General features: G+C 29.9%; 16 protein-coding genes, 2 tRNA genes, 1 pseudogene and 1 other annotated feature. Of the genes and pseudogenes, 14 read left to right on the plus strand and 5 right to left on the minus strand.

Translation table 11 applies throughout. The features are described from left to right. Nucleotides 1–17 precede the first annotated feature (17 nt). The 7 genes from BR82_RS0102220 (at nt 18) to BR82_RS0102250 (ending at nt 6126) form a co-directional block, all read left to right on the plus strand. Nucleotides 18–92, plus strand: a tRNA-Arg gene (locus BR82_RS0102220). A 1436-nt stretch (nt 93–1528) separates the two neighbouring features. Then, nucleotides 1529–1747, plus strand: a complete 219-nt coding sequence (gene relB / locus BR82_RS0102225; RefSeq protein WP_024720944.1) for a type II toxin-antitoxin system RelB family antitoxin — start codon at nt 1529–1531, stop codon at nt 1745–1747. Continuing rightward, the gene (locus BR82_RS0102230; RefSeq protein ID WP_027088837.1) at nt 1744–2010 is read left to right on the plus strand and encodes a type II toxin-antitoxin system RelE family toxin; all 267 of its coding nucleotides are present in this window, start codon (nt 1744–1746) and stop codon (nt 2008–2010) included. Before relB ends, BR82_RS0102230 begins: the two co-directional genes overlap by 4 nt. A gap of 830 nt (nt 2011–2840) precedes the next feature. Further along, nucleotides 2841–3407, plus strand: coding sequence for a TetR/AcrR family transcriptional regulator (locus BR82_RS0102235; protein ID WP_027088838.1), 567 nt, complete (start codon nt 2841–2843; stop codon nt 3405–3407). A gap of 71 nt (nt 3408–3478) precedes the next feature. Continuing rightward, nucleotides 3479–3709: an FMN-binding protein gene (locus BR82_RS0102240; protein WP_240474498.1), complete on the plus strand. Its 231-nt coding sequence runs from the start codon at nt 3479–3481 to the stop codon at nt 3707–3709. Nucleotides 3710–3711: 2 nt separating this feature from the next. Then, the gene (locus BR82_RS0102245; RefSeq protein ID WP_027088840.1) at nt 3712–4242 is read left to right on the plus strand and encodes a flavodoxin domain-containing protein; all 531 of its coding nucleotides are present in this window, start codon (nt 3712–3714) and stop codon (nt 4240–4242) included. A gap of 498 nt (nt 4243–4740) precedes the next feature. Then, nucleotides 4741–6126, plus strand: a complete 1386-nt coding sequence (locus tag BR82_RS0102250; protein WP_261794240.1) for a UDP-N-acetylmuramoyl-L-alanyl-D-glutamate--2,6-diaminopimelate ligase — start codon at nt 4741–4743, stop codon at nt 6124–6126. A 1795-nt stretch (nt 6127–7921) separates the two neighbouring features. Here the strand turns inward: BR82_RS0102250 and BR82_RS0102265 are convergent. Then, a complete protein-coding gene (locus BR82_RS0102265) occupies nt 7922–8599 on the minus strand; it encodes a beta/alpha barrel domain-containing protein (RefSeq protein WP_034863959.1) in 678 nt (225 codons plus the stop codon). Nucleotides 8600–8827: 228 nt separating this feature from the next. On the opposite strand from BR82_RS0102265, the gene BR82_RS0102270 reads away from it, so the two are divergent. The 5 genes from BR82_RS0102270 to BR82_RS0102290 all read left to right on the plus strand — a co-directional run bounded on the left by BR82_RS0102270 (nt 8828) and on the right by BR82_RS0102290 (nt 12052). Next, nucleotides 8828–9181, plus strand: coding sequence for a helix-turn-helix domain-containing protein (locus BR82_RS0102270; protein ID WP_027088845.1), 354 nt, complete (start codon nt 8828–8830; stop codon nt 9179–9181). A gap of 78 nt (nt 9182–9259) precedes the next feature. Further along, complete coding sequence (gene thyA / locus BR82_RS0102275) at nt 9260–10147, plus strand: thymidylate synthase (RefSeq protein WP_027088846.1); 888 nt, start codon at nt 9260–9262, stop codon at nt 10145–10147. Beyond that, a complete protein-coding gene (locus BR82_RS0102280) occupies nt 10147–10623 on the plus strand; it encodes a dihydrofolate reductase (protein WP_027088847.1) in 477 nt (158 codons plus the stop codon). The genes thyA and BR82_RS0102280 overlap by 1 nt, the downstream gene beginning before the upstream one ends. Beyond that, nucleotides 10623–11339, plus strand: a complete 717-nt coding sequence (locus BR82_RS0102285) for a lysophospholipid acyltransferase family protein (protein ID WP_027088848.1) — start codon at nt 10623–10625, stop codon at nt 11337–11339. The genes BR82_RS0102280 and BR82_RS0102285 overlap by 1 nt, the downstream gene beginning before the upstream one ends. A gap of 56 nt (nt 11340–11395) precedes the next feature. Then, nucleotides 11396–12052, plus strand: a complete 657-nt coding sequence (locus BR82_RS0102290; protein WP_027088849.1) for an alpha/beta fold hydrolase — start codon at nt 11396–11398, stop codon at nt 12050–12052. Here BR82_RS0102290 and BR82_RS0102295 read toward each other — a convergent pair. Genes BR82_RS0102295 through BR82_RS0102305 form a run of 3 tightly spaced genes read right to left on the minus strand, consistent with a single transcriptional unit; the run spans nt 12030 to nt 14077 of the window. After that, nucleotides 12030–12494 carry an HD domain-containing protein gene (locus tag BR82_RS0102295; protein WP_027088850.1) on the minus strand — a complete coding sequence of 155 codons (465 nt, stop codon included), beginning with the start codon at nt 12492–12494 and terminating at the stop codon, nt 12030–12032. The genes BR82_RS0102290 and BR82_RS0102295 overlap by 23 nt on opposite strands. Next, on the minus strand, nt 12491–13816 hold the full coding sequence (locus BR82_RS0102300) for an RsmF rRNA methyltransferase first C-terminal domain-containing protein (protein WP_027088851.1): 1326 nt from the start codon (nt 13814–13816) through the stop codon (nt 12491–12493). The genes BR82_RS0102295 and BR82_RS0102300 overlap by 4 nt, the downstream gene beginning before the upstream one ends. Nucleotides 13817–13867: 51 nt before the next feature. Further along, a complete protein-coding gene (locus BR82_RS0102305) occupies nt 13868–14077 on the minus strand; it encodes a hypothetical protein (protein WP_187116131.1) in 210 nt (69 codons plus the stop codon). Nucleotides 14078–14290: 213 nt separating this feature from the next. On the opposite strand from BR82_RS0102305, the gene BR82_RS0102310 reads away from it, so the two are divergent. Next, a tRNA-Leu gene (locus tag BR82_RS0102310) sits at nt 14291–14377 on the plus strand. Nucleotides 14378–14650: 273 nt separating this feature from the next. Here the strand turns inward: BR82_RS0102310 and BR82_RS0102315 are convergent. Next, the gene (locus tag BR82_RS0102315) at nt 14651–15067 is read right to left on the minus strand and encodes a helix-turn-helix domain-containing protein (protein ID WP_027088853.1); all 417 of its coding nucleotides are present in this window, start codon (nt 15065–15067) and stop codon (nt 14651–14653) included. A 184-nt stretch (nt 15068–15251) separates the two neighbouring features. Continuing rightward, nucleotides 15252–15506 (plus strand) — a binding site (T-box leader). A gap of 58 nt (nt 15507–15564) precedes the next feature. Here BR82_RS0102315 and BR82_RS0102320 point away from each other — a divergent pair. Continuing rightward, nucleotides 15565–16083 (plus strand): annotated as a pseudogene (locus tag BR82_RS0102320) (3-deoxy-7-phosphoheptulonate synthase); the annotation flags it as partial.

A 16083-nucleotide genomic window follows, 5' to 3' on the forward strand; every position in this document is an offset into this window, starting at 1 on the left:
TATACTTATCGAGTACTGTCCTCATAGTGAAATGGATATCACGTAACCCTCCGGAGGTTAAGTTGTAGGTTCGATTCCTACTGAGGATGCCAATATAAATAGTAATGAGATTTTAAATTTACTAAAACCCTTGACTTAGAGCCAAATTAGTTAAGGGTTTTTATTTCGTTATTTGTTTTCGACACTTTTAAATTATAAAAACATTATTTATCACTTTAGCCTTATGTTCTTTGCTAATGTGAGTGTTATACATAGTGGTATTGAAATCAGTATGTCGCATCAATTCTTATGCAGTCTTAATGTCAACATCATTCATTACCAATGCTGTAGTAAATGAATGAAATTAAAGTTTATGTATAATATTGTAAGATTCAGAATGTTTTGACATAGTAATCTTGATACGTTTAGACATGGAGATGACCCCATGGTGATATGCAGATACTCATAAAAGTAAGAAATAATTTTAGTAATTAGAAATCAAAACACCCAGTATCACTATATGTGATACTCGTGTGTGTTATCATTTATTTTAAAGTATTGATTTTAAAAAGAAATATTGTAGAACATATTCGTAGAAAATAATTTATATATTTGTAAAGCATAAGTTACTTTATTCTTACATATACTAATACATGAAGATAATTTAATCTTCTGCATTATTACAACTAAATAGAGCATGTTCGAGGATAGAAAGATGGCTATCACGCATAGCAATATGTAAAGTGTAGGGGTAACTCGATGAGATGTGGGAACAATCGCCCCACCGAATATGTTCTAAAAGATTCAGCTCTCTAGTTATTATTTAGAGGACGTTTATTTTTATGAATGATTGGATAAATGAAAAAGGGAGTATTACTTAATATTGATCAAAATTATATAAAATGATATAAAAATTTGGTCTAAGAGTTTATAATGTTGATTATCCCATTATTTTAAGTAAAAAATACAAAATCAAATTAATAAATATAATAAAACAGTTAAAATAATTTGATTATTATAATTAATTTATAAAAAAGCATTTCAAAAATAAATAATTTAATCTAAAAAAGTTATCTAACATAATTCGCTAATCAACATTTGCATTTTCATAACAATATTGGCTGTAAAGTTTCAAATATAAAGTATTATCTGAGACATTACGTCTCTTTTCATAGCAGTACTGTTGATAATCAGTTGTTTGAAGTACCAGTTATATACTGTTATAACGACAAGTATCTTCATTCTGTTCTATCTATAGCTTTTATCATACCTCATTCATCATATTCCATATACTTTGTACTTCAGATTTTTTCTTTAGAAATGTTTTCTTCATTGAATGTTGAAAAATCGTTAACATGTTTCAGATATCTGTTTTTTCACTTTACCAGCGGATAGAAAATATAGAATATTCTAAGTGTTATGTTTTTATGTTGTTGTTTTATGTAGAAAGAAAATCTTTATATATTTAAGTTACAAGGGAACCATATTAATAAATTGACATGCGTTAGTTGGTGTAGTACAATGTATTACGAAAAGAGGGGTGGATTATATGAGTTTCTCAATTAGGTTGAATGATGAAGAAGAAAAATTATTTAGAAGTTATGCAAGTTTTCATGGATGCTCTTTAGGTGAAGCTTTAAAAAAAGCTTTACTTGAAAAAATTGAAGATGAATATGATGTTGCATTAGCAGAGCAAGCACATAAAGAATATTTAAATAATTCAACTACTTATTCTATGGATGAAGTAAAAAAGGAATTAGGATTATGAGATATGATGTTGTTTTTTCTAAAACTGCATTAAAACAGCTCAAGAAAATGGATAATTACACAAAGTTAATGCTAGTAAATTGGATTGAAAAAAATCTAGGTAATTGTGAAGATCCCCGTATTCTTGGGAAAGCATTAAAAGGTAATTTAAAAAATCAATGGAGATATAGAGTAGGGGATTATCGTATTTTATGTGAAATAGAAGATAATAAACTTATTATACTTGTTATTAATGTTGGTTATAGAAGAGAAATCTATGAATAGATTTTTTTCTTTTAAAAACATTTAGGTAGTGTGCCTTTATTATGTTCTATAGAAACAACTTGCATAAAAACTAAAAAGTATGCATACAAAAAAATGCATCCATAAAAGATAAAATAGTTAAGAGAAGTTAAGATTTTTATATATAAGGGAAAATATTACTATCAGCTTATAACTGTTGAATTGGTTCTTAATTTCTATTAATTGGGCTGCAACTTTATGAAATAAAGTTACATTCTTTTACAAAACGATAATTATGCACACAAAAATATATTTTTTAATCTTACTCAAAAAACCTCCTAGTTACTAGGTGATTTTTATAATGTCTTGAGCTTTTATTATATCTTGATTATGCCTAAAAGATGCAGCATAAATCCAAATAAACTTTTTTATTTAAAAAATAAGATTATCTGTATACCACTGGGTTTAAGAGATTTTAAAGAAAAAAATATCAGCCAATTTACAACGATTTTACAACAAATGAAAGAGCCTTAAATATCATGACTTATGGTAAGTTATATAGAGTTATGGAAGAATGACGCTTGCAATACAGCGTCTTTTTCTATGTTGTGAAGCATACAGCTTTTCATTTCTGCTTGTTTATTCAATACTTATTAGAGCATGATTTGTCAAGAGCCTGTTGCGTTAATAATACTGAAAGCATTTTTTACAAGCTATGTGAAAATAAGTATTTTGCCAAAGCAGAAATACCGCATATATAGTAAAAAGTGTAATTATAGTAATTTATAGGATTGACAATATTTATATATTTTGTATAATCTATTTATATAAATAATTTATATAAATAGATTATGAAAGGCTGGAGATAAACGATGCCAAAACAAAGAATCACAAAAGAAATGGTTGTTAATGCTGCTTTTGAAATTGCTAGAAGTAGCGGAATGGAACAAGTTATGGTAAAAAATATTGCTGATAAAATAGGCTGTTCTGTTCAACCGATTTATAGTTACTGTAAAAATATGGACGGGTTACGTCAAGACGTAATAAAACAAGTCAATGATTTTATACAAGAATATGTACTAAATAATATTGACGAAAATGATTTGTTCCGTAGTTCAGGACATTCATACATTCAGTTGGCTAAAGACGAACCTAATTTGTTTAAAATCTTTATTTTACACCAGCGTAATGGGATTTCCTCGTTAGAAGATTTGTATCAATCTGAAACGAATCCTAATATTGCTAAAGATATTTCTGATAAACTGAACATTAGTCTATCGAAAGCAAAGCAACTGCATTTGAATATGCTTATTTATACAATTGGTATTGGTACTATTTTTTCTGTAACAATGCCAGGGATTTCGACAGATGAAATCTACACGCAACAAGAAATTGCCTATAAAGCATTCTTAAAGCAGGCATTAGATTGTGAAGAATGATAATGAAGAAAAAGAAAATAATCATTATATTATTTTGCATAATAATTTTAATTTACATAGGCATAAGACTTGTGTCAAACATATTAGTTAATCACGCAAATAGTATTAGTGTTTCAAGTCTTAATATGGAAAATGTTAATGGTACATATATTGGTGAATACTTCTGTATTCCAGTTTATATCAAAGTAAAAGTGATAGTAAAAAATCAATCATTGGGCATAGATACTGTATCTGGTGCAACAGTGAGTAGTAAATGTATTTTGAAAGCAGTAGAAAATGTGATAGAAAGAGGAAATGATTAAATATGAATAAGATTGTAGTCCTTTATAAATCTAAATACGGAGCAACGAAAAAGTATGCTATCCTGTTACAGGACGAATTATCTTGCGACATTTATAGCATTACTGATTATAAAAAAATTCCATTTGAAAGTTATGATTGTATCATATTTGCTGGTGCAATTTATGCTGGTGGAATAGCAGGTTTAAATATCTTGCGAAAAATCCACAAAAATATAAAGCATAAAAAAATCATTATATTATGTGTAGGTGCGTCTCCCTTCGACGAGAAAGCAATCGAAGAAGTCAAAACATGTAATTTAAAAGAAGATTTGAAAGGTGTTCCCTTTTTCTATGCAAGAGGTGCATGGAATGAAAGTATCATGACTTTTAAAGACCGTATTATGTGTAAAATGTTACAAAAGATGATTGCCAAACAAGATATAGATTCTTCTGAATCATGGATGAAAGAATTACTGTGTTCACAAGGAAAAGTATGTGATTGGACAGATAAGGAAAATCTATTACCGATTCTCGAATATATTAGAGAAAAATAACAGGAGGTTTGAAGCGTGGGAAAATACTAATCATAGAGTTTAATGAGAATGAAGAATTGATTTCTTCAAATTTTTCTCATAAGCCTGTTCACTACGCTTAATTTGTATGCTCATGCGTCAGAGGACGGAGCAAACCGAGAAATGTGGAGTCTGATAGCATGATTTACAACGATTTGTACAACTTTTGAGCGTGAGAATATGTGAGATTACGTGCAGCTGCACGGTGGCTTAGTCCAAAGAGAAAAGCCGATACCCCTTGAAAAACAAGAAAATATCGGCAATTCGAGGACTTATGAAAAGATACTTAAAATTTTAGTCTGTTTTTTATGTAAAAAGTTTTTGAAATTACAAAATTTTATGTAAATATCAAAGAAATAAAAAGGTAATCGAAAATACAGATCAAACATTATTATACGAGAAAAGATATTAAAATTTATTACTTTACGCATTAAATTGAATACTTTTTCTTTAAGATGCGTTATAATAGGAACAAATGAGGTGAAAATAGTGGAAATAGCATTAAAAACAGATTCAAGAAAAGTAAAGCCAGGTGATACGTTTATTGCCATTGTCAATGTTGTAAGAGATGGTCATGATTATATTGAACAGGCAATTAAAAATGGTGCTGTTAAAGTAATTGTTGAACATGGAAATTACAGTGTTGAAACTGTAGTGGTTGAAAATACACGAGAATATTTAAAAGAATATCTTTATAAAAATTATTATCCTTTAATTAAAGATATGAAATTAATTGGAATAACAGGAACTAATGGTAAAACAACGACATGTTTAATGATCTATCAAATTTTAAAGATGTTAAAGCAAAATGCAGCTTATATGGGTACAGTTGGTTTTTATTATGGTAATGTCAAACAAAAAATGGTAAATACAACACCAGATGTTGATGTATTGTATAGTATGTTATTAGAGGCTAAAGAAGCAGGTGTTGATTATTTTGTCATGGAAGTAAGCTCCCATGCTTTGGATAAAGAAAGAATTTATGGTTTAGAGTTTGATGAGGTGGCTTTTACTAACTTGACTCAAGATCACTTAGATTATCATAAGACGTTAGAGAATTATGCTAATGCTAAAAGAAAATTGTTTACAAAAACAAGAAAAAATAAAATTGCGATTATTAATGGTGATGATCCTCATTGTCAACATTTTATCTTACCAGAAAATAATAACATTATTATTAGCGAAAAAGCTGGTGATTTAATAATTAATGAAATGAAATTTTCTCATTTAGGAACAACTTTTAAATTTTCATATTTAAATAAAAAATATGAAGCTGTATTGAATATGGTTGGTAGATATAATATCTATAATTATTTGATTGCACTGCTTTTAGTGAATAAATTAGGATTTGATATTGAAAATATTTTATCATTAAACGAGGGTTTAAAAGCACCATCAGGACGAATGGAATTAATTAAATATGGAACTAACAGTATTTTTGTAGACTATGCTCATACTCCAGATGCGGTTAAAAATGTTTTAATTAGTGCTCAGGAATTCAAAAGTGGCAGAATAATTACGATAATAGGCTGTGGTGGCAATAGAGATGCTTTAAAGCGTCCTATCATGGGTAAAATAGCGGTTGAAAATAGTGATTATGTTATTTTTACTAGTGATAATCCGCGAAAAGAAGAACCAGAAGCGATTTTAAATGATATCGTTACTGATTTATCTGCTGATAATTTTGAAGTTATTGTTGATCGTAGAAAAGCAATAACTAAAGGTATGACTATGCTTAAACATAATGATATCTTGATGGTCTTAGGTAAAGGACATGAAGATTATCAGGAAACTAAAGACGGTAGACATCATTTTAGTGATCAAGAAGAAGTATCAAAGTATATTGTTGAACATCTATCTACTTAAAATAAATGATTATTATGAAGTTTATGATTTATGGAAAAACACAGCTAGTGTGGGATCAAAAGTTTTTAATACGTAATCCTGATACAATAGTTGTGTAAATAAATGTGTAAGTCCAAACAGGTAAAGAACTTGCACGTTTTTATTTTGCTATATTTGCTGTATCTATAATTAGTGGAAATTGAGCAAAAGAAACAGAGGGTATTACAATGGTATTAAGTTAAGAAAAAACTAAATATCATTGAATTAAGATAAGGTGATTGTTAAAGCTAAGACAATCACCTTTTCTGTTATTTCTAAATTGGAGTTTAAAAACAGTGATTTTAAACGTACTCAAAATGAACTATTAAACAGCTTAAAAAATTTTTGTTGTTATTCTAAAATTGAGTGCTATGATAAATCATGTCAGGACGTTCTATAATTTAAAGACTTACATGATTTGGGTTTTATAGCACGTTTGAATGATCTTTCTGGTCGCTGCGGGACCAGAAATTTTTTTATTCTGGAAACAAGTTCTTTTTCTTTCAGTTTATTTCTTAGATAAAGTCTTATGTTGATTACTGCTTCAGAAACGTTATACATTAACAATGTTGCATTGATTTCCTGCTGTATCAGCTTCCTGTTTTTCGCATAGAAATATACAAGTCCCATCGTATATTTTATCTTATTAAAAGCCATCTTTTCTTTCCAGCAATAATGATACAGTCCTTTAAAATCTTCAAATTGAGATTCATCTTCTGATAGATTTGTAATAATTGTTTCATAGGTATCATCTGTTATTTTAAAGCGTACAATTCTAAAAGATAATTCATAAAAATCCTGAGTTGGTCCCAGAAAATCAAATCTGGAAGTTGTTGGGATAAAGACATATTTATCTTTATCAGCTTTTATTTCTCTGGTTTGAAGTTTGTCATGATACCGTTTTTACTTTCGATATCTTTAACTCTGATTGCAAATTTAAGGTTGTTTTTGCATAAATGAGCCAAAAGATTATAGTTTTCATAACCCCGGTCTGCTGTAAAAATAGAATTATGAGGATAATTCTTATGATTGATAATCGAGATAATGCATCAGGCTCACTTTTTTTGCTTGTAGCATCAATACTCCAAACATAAAAAATATGATTAAGACAGTCATATAAAGCATTGAAATGATATTGACAGGATGGCTTTCGACCATCCACATAGTGTACTTTGGTATCATCCATGAAAGGAATATTAATATCAGAGCCATCCTGTGCAAAAATGTAATAACCATTAATCGTTTTATAGTTATCAAAACTGCGAAGGAAAAGATTATTGATACGCTTAAAGATATCCGGGTCTAATAATTTACGTCTTTGACACATAGCCGAAGGTGTAGGAATATCATCGCAGCAGGAGAAAAAATAGTAGTAGAGTAATTAGAGAAACTCAAAATACAATCAATTAAAGTACGAGCAGATAATAAGCGATTACGAGTAAAATCAGAGACTGGATCATTGCAATAACATTGGATGTTCTCAAGAGTGAAGTTGATCGGATCATTTAAAAAATTTCTGATCTGATCAGGTGAAAAGTAGATATTTGGTTTGAATAGTTTCATCATAAGTAATACCTCCTAAAATATCACAGCTACTAAAAAGAGCTAGTAATGAATAGTAGGATATTCATTACTAGCCACATGATTCTTATTGTTTGTCAATAGTAAATTGAACAAAAATAAAAAAGACTCTATAATTTACATTAAAGAGTCTTTTTCAAGTTTTAATGCTTAACTTAATGATATTGCCTGATAAAGGACTTTTTTATTATTATTTTTAATCTTTATGGCAACGTTGCCGATATTCTTCCATCATCAATTTAAAGATATCGCCATTTGAAGGTGGGGTATAAGTAACTGCATTAGCCCCAGCGTCAATAACTTCCTGAATAGTTGCAACTGATGGTCCACCGGTTGCAATAATTGGAAAATCTGCTGATATCTTTCGAAGTTCTTTTACGATTGTAGCAGTATTTTTTCCTCCAGAAACATTGACGATCGTTGCTCCTGAATGCAGCATTCTTTCTTCTAAGTCTTCATCTAAAGATACAATTGATAAGACAACAGGAATGTCAACATAGTCAGATAATTCTTGAATAAATTCAGTCTTAGTTGGGGCATTTAATACTACAGCCGTAGCGCCGTGTAATTCAGCGTCTAAAGCAATTTCACGAACTCGTGGGCCAGCAGTCGTTCCGCCACCTACGCCAGCGAAAACGGGTCTTTGTGAGACGTCGATAATTGCATTAGTGATCTGCATTGTTGGGGTAAAGGGGTATACTGCAATTACAGCATCGGCATTGCAGTTAGAAATTACAGCAACATCAGTTGAAAATAATAATGATTTTATTCTTTTGCCATTGATTACGATCCCGCTAGCTTTACGGATACATTCAGGAACAATAATCGTATGACTACGTAATCTTGTATTTATTTTAGGAGCTTCTTTTTTCATCGTGATCATCCTTTCTGATGTATTATAGCATTTAAATATTAACTAATTGTTACAAAATGACTAATATTGCTAAATTATAACATAGTTAAATTTAAATATATATAGTAAAAAAATAATGAATAAACATAATAAAAAACGGGAATAATATATTACGTATCCTAATGGGATATTCAATATATTTTAAGATATCTTTTTCAAAGATACAATTAAATCATTGGAGGAACTATGATGGAAATTGATTACAAACTTATTGGCAAAAGGATAAGAGAAGAGCGGATTTCTCAAAATCTTTCTCAACAGACACTAGCTGAGATTTCAAACATTTCTCCGACAAATATTTCACATATTGAACGTGGAGCAACTAAATTAAGTTTGCCAACTTTGGTTAGTATTGCAAATGCATTAGCAGTTTCTGCTGATTTTTTGCTATGTGATAGTTTAATTGAAGCTGAGAGAATATATATTGATGAAGTCAATGAGCTTTTGTCAGATTGTAATCCCAATGAATTAAAATTGATTATTGATATTATGAAATCCATAAAAACTTCGTTGCGACATTATAATAAGGGGAACAAAACATAAACACTTTTTAGATTAAAAGTGTTTTTTTAGTTTATTAAGATGAGTTTTTATTGTACAATATCATTCGAGGTGTAAAAGATGAAACAATACTTAGAAATGTGTAAATATGTTTTAGAAAATGGAGAAGATCGTGATGATCGTACGGGTACAGGAACGAGAAGTGTCTTTGGGTATCAGACACGTTACGATTTAAGAGATGGTTTTCCTTTGATGACAACGAAAAAAATGTTTATTAGACCTATTGCTGAAGAATTGTTATGGTTTATTAAAGGCGATACTAATATTAAGTATTTGGTTGATCGTAATGTTAAAATCTGGAATGATTGGCCATATGAGACTTACAAAAAATCTGCTGATTATCAAGGGGAAACACTTGAAGAATTTGTTGATAAAATCAAAAAGTTACCAGAAGATGATTCTTTTGTTTTAAAATACGGAGATTTAGGACCGGTGTATGGGGCCCAATGGCGTAATTTTAATTACGAAGGCGTAGACCAGTTAGCTAAATTAGTGGATAGTTTAAAAAATAATCCTTTTTCAAGAAGACATATTATATGTGCTTGGAATCCTGCACAAGTTGATAATATGGCTTTACCGCCATGCCATGCTTTTTTACAATTTTATGTTAGTGCTGATAAAAAGTATTTATCTTGTCAATTATATCAACGCAGCGCGGATATTTTTTTAGGAGTGCCTTTTAATATTGCTTCCTATGCTTTAATGACGGAGATGCTTGCTAAAACCTGTGGTTATGAAGCTAAGGAATTTGTGCATACGATTGGCGATGCGCATATTTATAAAGATCATATCGATGTAATCAAAGAACAGATTTTAAGAGAACCATTGCCTAAATGCAAACTTGTTTTAAATCCGGAAGTTAAATCTATTTTTGATTATCGAATTGAAGATATTAAAATTGAAGACTATCAAAGTTATGGTAGATTAGTTGGAAAGGTAAGTGTATAATGATTAGTATTATTGTAGCGACAGATGAAGATTTATTAATTGGTAAGAAGGATTCCATTAATGGAATACCTTGGAATGTTCCTGAAGATCTTAAACATTTTAAAGCAACAACTGTTAATAAGACGATTTTGATGGGACTTACTACATATAAGGCAATTGGTAGACCGTTGCCTAATCGTAAAACGATCGTTGTTAGTTTGGAACCTTTTGAAGATGATCGTGTTGAAATTCGCAATTCTTTAGAAGAAGTGATCGAAGAATATCGTCAAAGTGGTGAAGATTTGTTCATTTCTGGAGGTGCTTCGATATATCGTCAATGTTTACCAATCGCTGATCAATTGTTGATATCAAGAATTCCTGGTAAGCATACAGGTGAAACATATTTTCCTAATTTTGATGAATATGATTATCATCTAGTAGAACAAAAAGCTTTTGAAACATTTACTTTACAAATATATAAGCGAGGTAGTAAATAATGAAAAGAATTATCATGATCGTAATTAGAGTTATTTTAAAACTGCCTTACTGGTGGGGATATAAAGTAAATAAGTATAAGCATATTGAAAATTATACTCTTCAAGAACGTTATGGCTTTATTCACCGTGTCGTAGCAATTATCAGTAAAAAAGCTCGAGTTGAACTTGAGTGTTATGGTCTAGAAAATTTACCAGACCGATCAGGGTATTTGTTGGCGCCTAATCATCAGGGGCTATATGATCCACTAGCAATTTTTCAAACTCATGAAAGACCGATTAGGGCAATCGTAAAAAAGGAACTGGCATCAACGATTTTAGTTAAAGACGTTATTAAAATGCTTGAATATGTTCCTATGGATCGTAATAATGTTCGTGATAGTGCTAGAGTAATTAAATATGTTTCTAATGAGGTTGCTAAGGGGGAAAATTTCTTTGTTTTTCCTGAAGGGACGAGAAGTAAAAATGGAAATAATATTTTAGAGTTTAAAGGGGGAACTTTTAAGATTGCGGTAAAGGCAAAAGCTCCTATTGTTCCAGTAGCTATGATTGATTGTTATAAGGTTTTCGATAATAACACCATAAAAAAAACAACGGCTAAGATTCATTATTTAAAACCTTTGTATTATGATGAATATAAAGATTTACATACAAATGAAATTGCTAAAATTGTTCATGATCGAATTGAAGCTTGTATTAAAGAACACACAAAGGGATAGAAAATCCCTTTGTGTGTTATAATTATATTGATTAAGAATTATATGGGGAGTTTAATATGATATTTGAAGTAAATGGAATAGAACTGTTTTATGAAGTTAAAGGAAAAGGAAGAAATTTAATATTAGTTCATGGTAATGGCGAAGATCATCATATTTTTGATGATCTGGTTGCGGTTTTAAAAGATGATTTTAAATGTTATTGTATTGATAGTCGTGGCCATGGAAAAAGTTCTAAAGTTAAAGTATATAGTTATCAAGCAATGGCTGATGATATCATGGCATTTATAAACTGTTTAGGGTTAAAAGATGTTATTTATTATGGCTTCAGTGATGGTGGAATCGTCGGTTTACTTGTTGCAAGTCAAAGTGATTTAATTAGTGATTTGATTATCAGTGGGGCAAATATAGAGCCTCAAGGTTTAAAAAAGCACATTTACTGGCAAATGAAAATAATTTATGCATTAAAGAAAGACCCTAAAATTAAAATGATGTTAGAACAGCCTCATATTAGTCATCATCTTTTACATAAAATAAAAGCTAGAACTTTAGTTCTAGCAGGTAGTAATGATATGATCAAAGAAGGACATACCTTTAATATTGCTCATCATATTAGTGGTAGTCAATTATTGATCTTGCCTAAAGAAAATCATAGCAGTTATGTTGTTAATAGTACTAAATTAGCACCAATTATTAAAGCTTTTGTAAAGAATTAAAAATATTTTCTAATCTGAGCTGTTTGTCTTTTGAAAAGATGGCATTAGGATCATTTAAATGCTGGACTAACAAGTCCGCATTTTTTATTAATTCACTATATGCATCATCTTTTTTTTCTTTAAAGGAATGATTTTTAATGGCTGTAACGATAAGGATGATTTCATCATCTGTGAATAATTTACTATTAGTCAAGATATTTCTAGCCAGCATACTGCTTCGATTGGCATGGTTGAAATGAGAATTAAATTTATAGGCAGCTAGATCATGAAGAATTCCGATAATAGCTGCTAATTCTAAATCAAGTTTTTCCATCTTGGCTAAAAAAACAGCCATATTAGCAACGTTAGATAAATGCTCGATAGCTTCTTGACGATTACTTTTTAAACATTCTGTATCTAAAATATGATATACTTCATCTTTTATAACATAATAGCGATTCATCGTCTTAACCCCTTTGGATATAAATTTTTTATCTGATTGTTACTTTCTTTATAAAAAGACAGTGGATAACCATCAACTAAAATCAAACCATAGCCTTTTTGGTTAGTTCCTAATAAAGTTTCCCCATGAAGATATTTAGTTATCTCTTTGTCATCAGCTTTATAATCATAATAACGCTTTACATCATTTTTAGTTAATGTTAAAGCTAAAGAGTGACTTGGTTCAAAACGTCTTTTTTTACATTCGCCCAAATATAAACCAGTTCTTAGGACTCTGATACCTTTTAATTCAGGAAATTGTGGTAATATAGCATAAATATGATTATTTGAGTTGTATAGTAAAGGTGGTATCTTTACCTTCAAGTTGTCAAGATAGAATTTGTTGATTAAATCAAGCTGTTCTTTATTAATGTTTGGTTTTAATAATTTGATTTTGCCGATTTTACTTTCTTCATCGTGTTTTTTTAGTAAGGCAATAAACTGTCCTTCACCTTTGTTTAGATGAGGATACATTCTTACAACTTTGTCATTTTGATAACCTGAAGTCATGCCCGGTTGTTTTTTTATTGCTAATAATTCCATGTTTAATTGTTTGACCATGTAATCGACTTGTTCTTCGTTTTCTTCTAAAGAGTATGTACAAGTTGAATAAATTAAAATACCATCATTTTTCAACATTTTATAGGCACTATCAATGAGTTTTCTTTGAATATAAGCACATTCATTTATTTTATCGATCGACCAGGTTTTAATAGCTTGATCAAGTTTGCGAAACATTCCTTCACCAGAGCAGGGAGCATCAAGAATGATCTTATCAAAAAAATTATTAAAATGTTTCTCTAATTTTACCGGATCACAATTAGTAACAATTGTATTTTTAATTCCGAAACGTTCAATATTTTCTGATAAAATGCCCGCTCTTAGTTTATTGATGTCGTTAGCGATCATAAGTCCTTGATCACTTAATTGATTTGCGGTAAAACAGGTTTTACCGCCTGGCGCTGCGCACATATCTAAAACGTAATCATCTTCTTTAAAATCAACGCAATTAGCTACAGCCATTGCACTAGGTTCCTGGATATAATAAAGTCCACAATTGAAATAAGGGTGTTTACCAACGGGATAGTTATCATAGTCAAAGAAATAGGCATTTTTGATATACGGATGCGGGGTCAAGAAGCGTTGCTCTAAATGAGAAATGACATCTTTTTTTAAAGGATTTAGATAAAAACTTTTTACAGGTTTTTGTAGTAACGCTTTTTCGAAGTTTTCATAGTCATCTTGTAAAAGTTTTTTCATTCGTTGTTTAAATAGTTTGTCCATAGTTTACCTTCTGTTAATCATCAAGATAACAGACAAGCAAATGCTTGTCTGTTATTTTGAAAGTTCATTAGTAAGATTTGCTAGACGATTAGCAAGTCTGCTTAATTCCTGGATTGGTAATTCAAGATATAAATCTATATCAATTTTTTTGATAGCTTCTTCAAATTTGGCGTTTTCTTGTAATCCAATCAAAGTTTCAGTAGTTGCATCTAGCGAATTAGTTATTTCATTAAGTTCATCTAAAATTTTATCATGTTCCATAATTATTACTCCATCTATTTATAAATTTATCTTGTCAAATTACTATTAAAAAAATACGTTATTTTAATTAATTCGTCAATACTATTTGTTAAATTTAATATATTTTAGTTTTTATTTTAATAATATTAATAAATATTTTAAAATAAATAAACAAATATTTAAATTTCCTATTGATTTTATAATTAAAATTATTTATAATAGCTATTGGTAGTTGCCCAAGTGGCGAAATTGGTAGACGCAACGGACTCAAAATCCGTCGGTAGCGATACTGTACCGGTTCGAGTCCGGTCTTGGGCACCATTTGTAAAATAGTCAATGTTATGTTGACTTTTTTTATTTACTTATATAAGAAAATTTTTACTCATGAGAATGTAAAGTGGTTTCTCTTTACAATTGCATTATGACATATTTTGATGGCTAATTTTGTCGAATTATGGCTAAAAGTTATATTTTTTGCAATATTTAATCAAAATCATGAAAAATGATAAATATTTGTTGTATTAAAATGTTGAAAAAACAAATAATGCTATTATAAGAGGAATTTTAAATAAAAAAGGTGATGAAAATCATCACTTAAAGTTTTTTGAACATATTTTGTTGTTTTTGTTTATCGGATAATTCGACCCGTAAGTAAATTTCCTTAACAAATTTTTGTTGCTCACTAGGACTAAGACGATTAAACAGATTTATGAGTTCATGGTTGGTTATGTAAATTTGTGATTTGTTTTGAGCAAATTGTTGATCACCAATATATGCTAAAAAGCCAGAATCGTTAAGAATATCATAAAAACTCATTTGAAAAGCATGAGCTATTTTTACGATTGCTGGAATTGACATATTATAAGAGATACCTTTATTACCATGTTCAATATTGCTAATAGATGAAGCAGATATTCCTGATAGATATTCGAGTTTTGCTTGTGACCAGCCTTTTGATAGACGAATACTTTTAATGTATTTGCCAATTAAAGTTGTATCAATATTATTCATAAAGCCCCCTCCTTTATAATATGATTATATCGTATTTAAACGTCGATAACCGCCAAAATTATGTAGACTCATGCGGACTATTATTTGATAAATGAAAACTTTTTATAAAATAAATGAAAACTTTTTATAAAATATATTGACATAATTAAATTTATTGTATACAATAGTTCTAACAACATCTGGTATAAATACTGTGAAAAGAAATAGTAGATATTGGAAATAGAATAGAGAACTCTTGTTTGGTGGAAAAGAGTCTATTAGATAATATTGAATTCATCTTGGAGTAGAGGACTGAATCATTTGTAGTAGGTTTCTCCGGTGACACCCGTTAACGTGTAAGAGTATGTACTAATAGCTATTAGCGTACTTGATGAGATTGATATAGTAATGTATTGATGAACTAAGGTGGTATCACGAAGCATAGGCTCTCGTCCTTTTAGGAAGAGAGCTTTTATTTATATACAGGGTTGAAATAAATAATAAAGGGGAATAAAAAAATGATTATTGTAATGAAAATGACGGCAACAGATAAAGATGTCGAAAAAGTATCAAAAATTGTCACTGATAAGGGGTTAAGAGTTAGCGTTGTTCATGGAACTGGACAATCAATAATTGGTATTATTGGTGATACGACACGAGTTGATCCACGAGCTATTGAAGTAGATGAAGCAGTAGATCATGTAATGCGTGTATCAGAGCCTTATAAACTAGCAAACCGGGCATTTCATCCAGATGATACGATCATCGATGTATCAGGAGTTAAAGTCGGTGGTGAAAATCTAGCGTTGATTGCAGGACCTTGTTCGGTAGAAAGTGAAGAACAGGTAATTGAAGTTGCTAAAGCTGTAAAAGCAGCCGGAGCTAATATTTTACGTGGTGGAGCTTTCAAACCAAGAACCTCACCATATGCATTTCAGGGAATGGGTTCTTCAGGACTGGATATTTTGGTAGCTGCTAAAAAAGCAACAGGTCTGCCAATCTGTTCAGAATTAATGGATGCACAGTATCTTGACGAA

The organism is Thomasclavelia saccharogumia DSM 17460 (assembly GCF_000686665.1).
GTDB lineage: Bacteria > Bacillota_I > Bacilli_A > Erysipelotrichales > Coprobacillaceae > Thomasclavelia > Thomasclavelia saccharogumia.